The 4,369-nt window shown below is 42.2% G+C and carries 3 protein-coding genes; all 3 read left to right on the top strand.

Annotation, left to right across the window (positions count from 1 at the left end; translation table 11 throughout):
• Positions 1-600, top strand: a 600-nt coding sequence (locus RT445_RS23140; RefSeq protein ID WP_313471688.1) for a sigma-70 family RNA polymerase sigma factor, incomplete at its 5' end; no start/stop codon positions are given.
• 52 nt (positions 601-652) lie between these two features.
• Positions 653-1,381: an ABC transporter ATP-binding protein gene (locus RT445_RS23135; protein ID WP_396631741.1), complete on the top strand. Its 729-nt coding sequence runs from the start codon at positions 653-655 to the stop codon at positions 1,379-1,381.
• Positions 1,381-3,852: an ABC transporter permease gene (locus RT445_RS23130; protein ID WP_312506221.1), complete on the top strand. Its 2,472-nt coding sequence runs from the start codon at positions 1,381-1,383 to the stop codon at positions 3,850-3,852. Before RT445_RS23135 ends, RT445_RS23130 begins: the two co-directional genes overlap by 1 nt.
• Positions 3,853-4,369: the final 517 nt, after the last annotated feature.

The raw sequence follows: 4,369 nt of genomic DNA, 5'->3' as shown, positions 1-4,369 counted from the left end.
GACTTGCTGAGTCTAATAGTCGAAAAGGAGGCGATTTTCATTACAACAACGCAACATTCCCTTGTAGTCCTAGCGCAAAATGGCGATGAACAAGCATTTTATCAGCTGATTGAGCGAGAGCAGCACAAGCTTTATCGTATGGCCTATGTCTACGTACAAAATGAAAACGACGCCGTAGAAGTTTTTCAGCAGACGATTATCCGAGCCTATGAAGGTTTACCGCTATTAAAGGAGCCTCACTATTTTGCCACTTGGCTAACTCGCATTATGATTAATTGCTGTAAAACCTATATTGCTAAGAAAAAAACAATGGAGCTTGTCGAACCACATACATTAGAGGATTTGAACAGTACCTCCCCTACATATATCGAGGAAGAGCTGGATTTATGGCAGGCCCTTTGCCAGCTTGAAGAAAAGTATAAAACAGTGTTATTACTACGATTTTATCAAGACTACTCGGTCAAGGATATTGCGGCGATATTGCAATGTCCTGAAGGCACTGTGAAAACACATATTCGCCGTGGTTTACAGGCAATACGACAACAATTAAAGGGGGCATATCTTGATGAATGGGTTCAATCCGTTGAAGGAAGTCATTAATGCGATCCCCATCCCAGAAGGCCGTTTAACAGAGGTCTTACGTGTGGAAGGGATGTCTAAAATTTATCAGCAAAAGCATCATACTGTCGATGCTTTAAAAAATATCCATTGTACGATTTATCAAGGAGAAATGGTGGCGATTATGGGCACTAGCGGCTCTGGTAAAAGTACCCTACTGAATATGATCAGTGCCCTTGATGAACCGACAGACGGGGCATTATTTTTATTTGGTAAGGAAGCACGTGATATTTACCAGGAGCCAAAAGCTTCTCAATTCCGTAAAGAAAACATCGGCTTTATCTTCCAATCGTTTCACCTATTAAAAGATTTATCAGTGGAGGATAATATCGCACTCCCGCTCATTTTAAATGATGTTCCGAGTAAAGAGATCAGGGAGCGTGTCCAGCAAATGATGGAGAAATTACATATTGCCGCATGGGCAAAGCATCGACCACATGAGCTCTCGGGTGGACAAAAGCAGCGTGTTGCCATTGCTCGGGCAATTATCGCGAATCCTCCTATTTTATTGGCAGATGAACCTACAGGGGCGTTGGATGTAAACACAACAGATGAAATCTTAGAGCTGCTCGTTGATTTACAAAAAAGTAACCAACAAACGATTTTACTTGTTACGCATGACCCATATGTCGCTACGTATGCCAATCGTGTGCTGTTCTTCCATGATGGAGCTATTGTAGATTCCTACCAAAATCAGCAAAGTGAAGAGGATTTAGATTGTATTTTAACGAAATTCAAGCAAATTACTAGGGGTGATCGATAATGTTTACGATGCGTACCATTGCCCTGAAGCTTTTTCGTGCTGCATGGGCGAATGTTCTAACGAGTATTAGTATTATTACGATCTCGATTTGCCTTGTGATGACAATGAGCGTTTACATTTGGAATGCCAACAGCCAAATGAAGGCAGACATACAAGCACTCTACGGAGATATGGATTTAATGGTCGGCTATAACCCCGATCAACAACAACTGTTAACGACACAGCAAATCGAGGATTTTTCAGCACTCCCAGGCGTCACGCAAATATCCAGCGTATCGATAGCTCAGACAACGGTGGAGCAAGAAAAGAACACCACTTTTTATACGGTTGGCGTTGAAAATGACGACTTAGTCAAAAGTCGCTACCAGTTTGCCGTAAATCTTGGTCTGAACGATGCCGTACTTTCTGAAAATGTTGCGCGTATTTTCAAGAAGAGCGTTGGGGACTCCATTGAAATTCAATCGAAAAATTTTGTGGTCCAAGAAATTTTACCAACGATGAAGGGCACTGATAGCCCAAATATTATTTTGCTGCCAAATACTATTGTAAAAACTTGGATGAACAATAGTCAGCCGCAAACTGTTGGAATGTTTGCCCTTATTAAAACAAAAGATGACCTTGCTAAGGCAATTGGTACAGAGTTGAAGCAACTTGATACAACATTGCGGGTTGATATCATGAGTGATGATGATCTGTTTAAACAAAATTTTCAGAGCCTAATGGTTTTTATGGTTGTGCTATCCGTCTTTATTTTACTTATTTCAAGCGTCTTGTTGCTGTCCACATTCCAGCTATTATTCTATAAAATCAAGGAACAGCTGATGATTTTGCGCGCGCTCGGGGCATCTGTGAAACAAGTTAGGCGTATTGTTAAGCTCCAATTATCACTGATTATTAGCTTTGGCGTTTTGCTGGGGACAACGATGAGCTTACTCGTGATTAAAATCTGGCTACCACAATTAATTCACGTCTTACATTTACCGGAGGCAAGAACAGAGCTTCCGATTGTATTTGTCCTATTAATTGCAGTTGTAAGCTTCTTCATCCTGCAGATCATGACACAATGGCAGGTAGCTAAAAGTTCCAGATTACTGCCATTACAAATCGCCACAGACAACGAAGATTTGGGACTTCAATGGACAAAGTGGAAAACGATTATGGTCAGTGTTTTAGCTGTGATTGCTAGTTTATTGTTACTACAAGCCAATTTAACTGGAACAGGAAGCAATCAAGGTGCTTTATTTATTTTAATGGGTACGCTACTTGTTTGTGGGATAATCCTTTTAGTAATCCCTTACCTGTTTACCGCTGTTCTCCAAATGGCCCTAAAGCCCATTCGGAAGGTACTTGGCAAGGAAGCCTTTTTAGCCTGTCAGCAGCTCATGCCACAAGTGCGCAAAAATATGCCGATTGTGCTCAGTATTATAGGCTTAATGGTCATTTTAACTTTCGGCAGTTCGTTAATGAAAACCTTGCAGCACAATGACCTTGCCTTCACAGAATCACAATACGAAACAGCAGTCAAAATTCATAACGAATTAAACGATCCCTCTCTTACACCAGCAGTTATAGAGGAAATGGAAGCATTGCCTAGCGTGCAATATGCCTATGCACAAAGTAATAATGCATACATTGCCCTGAAGCTCGGTCAAGAGTGGCTACCAGAAAACTATACAACGATTGATATAAAGAAATATGTACAAATAGAAAAGCTACCCAAAATCGAGGGCAATTTGCAGGATGGTCTCCTCGTAACAAAGAGCTTTGCCCAACGTCACAAGCTAATGCTTGGCGATCATATCACGGTTGGAACCTATAATTTTGAGGCACAGCAGGATATGCCTACAGGTGAATTACAGATCATCGGAATAGTCGATGCACCTATTCACCATGCTGATTTAATCGTTGATTGGTCATCGTTCCTTACATCTCAAGATCAAACAATCATCGAAGACATCATGGTTGAAACTGCTCATCCGCAACAAACCATAGCGGACCTCGCCTTTTTAGAAGAACGCTGGCCTGCCTTGAAATTTACGGACAAAGCAACGATGATTGAGCAATCCAACGAAATGTTCATGCAACGCTGGAGCCTATTTGTGGGCGTCTTTATTATTTTAATTGTCGCTACCTGCCTCGGCGTGATTCAAACACTGCTTCATACCATTTATTCAAAACGTGGAGATTATGCGATTCAACGACTCATTGGCTTATCACCCAACGGATTAATGAAGCTCATCTTGACACAAGTCCTATCATTCGTGCTATATGGTCTAACTATTGGCTCATTTATAGGCTTAATTCTAACAAGAATGCTAGCCTTTATCGACGACGGCTCCCCGATGTCCTATGACCTCTTAACAATAGGCATCACCAGCATCACTCTATTAAGTGCCACACTCATAGTGTTTGCTCTACAAGGCTATTGGATTAGCCACCAAAAACTAGCCAATGAAATAGTAGACATATAAGAAACAACAGCCCCCTCTTTAATTTGAGGAGGCTGTTGTTCGCTTTGGAGCGGAGGTGGCCACGGGTTGAGCTGTTTTACTCTACTTGCGAGCGGAGTGACCATGGATTGAGCGGTTTCAGTCCACTTTGGAGCGGCTTTACTCTACTTTCGAGCGGAAATGACCCCGGATTGAGCGCTTTCCGTCCACTTTCGAGCGGATTCTCCACTAGATTGAGCGCTTTCCGTCCACTTTGGAGCGGTTTTACTCTCGGATGGAGCGCTTTTACTCCACTTTGGAGCGGATTCTCCACTGGATTGAGCGGTTTTACTCTACTTTCGAGCGGAAATGACCCGGGATTGAGCGCTTTCAGTCCACTTTTGAGCGGCGTTGCACCTTCTTTGATCACTTTCACTCACTCTCGAGTGACATTTTCTTCATATATTGAGCATCGTCCCTCACTGTGGCATTTTCATCTCCAAATCGAACGCATTCTCCCATAAAAAAATGCACTCCAGAGTATCTTTGGAGTGCAAAA

The organism is Lysinibacillus sp. (assembly GCF_032093475.1).
GTDB classification, from domain to species: domain Bacteria; phylum Bacillota; class Bacilli; order Bacillales_A; family Planococcaceae; genus Lysinibacillus; species Lysinibacillus irui.
This window is presented reverse-complemented; position numbering and strand designations above follow the sequence as displayed.

Bases quoted from the DNA above. Each gene is read 5' to 3' on its own strand.
- RT445_RS23135 (WP_396631741.1), top strand. From the start codon at position 653: ATGTCTAAAATTTATCAGCAAAAGCATCATACTGTCGATGCTTTAAAA.
- RT445_RS23130 (WP_312506221.1), top strand. From the start codon at position 1,381: ATGTTTACGATGCGTACCATTGCCCTGAAGCTTTTTCGTGCTGCATGG.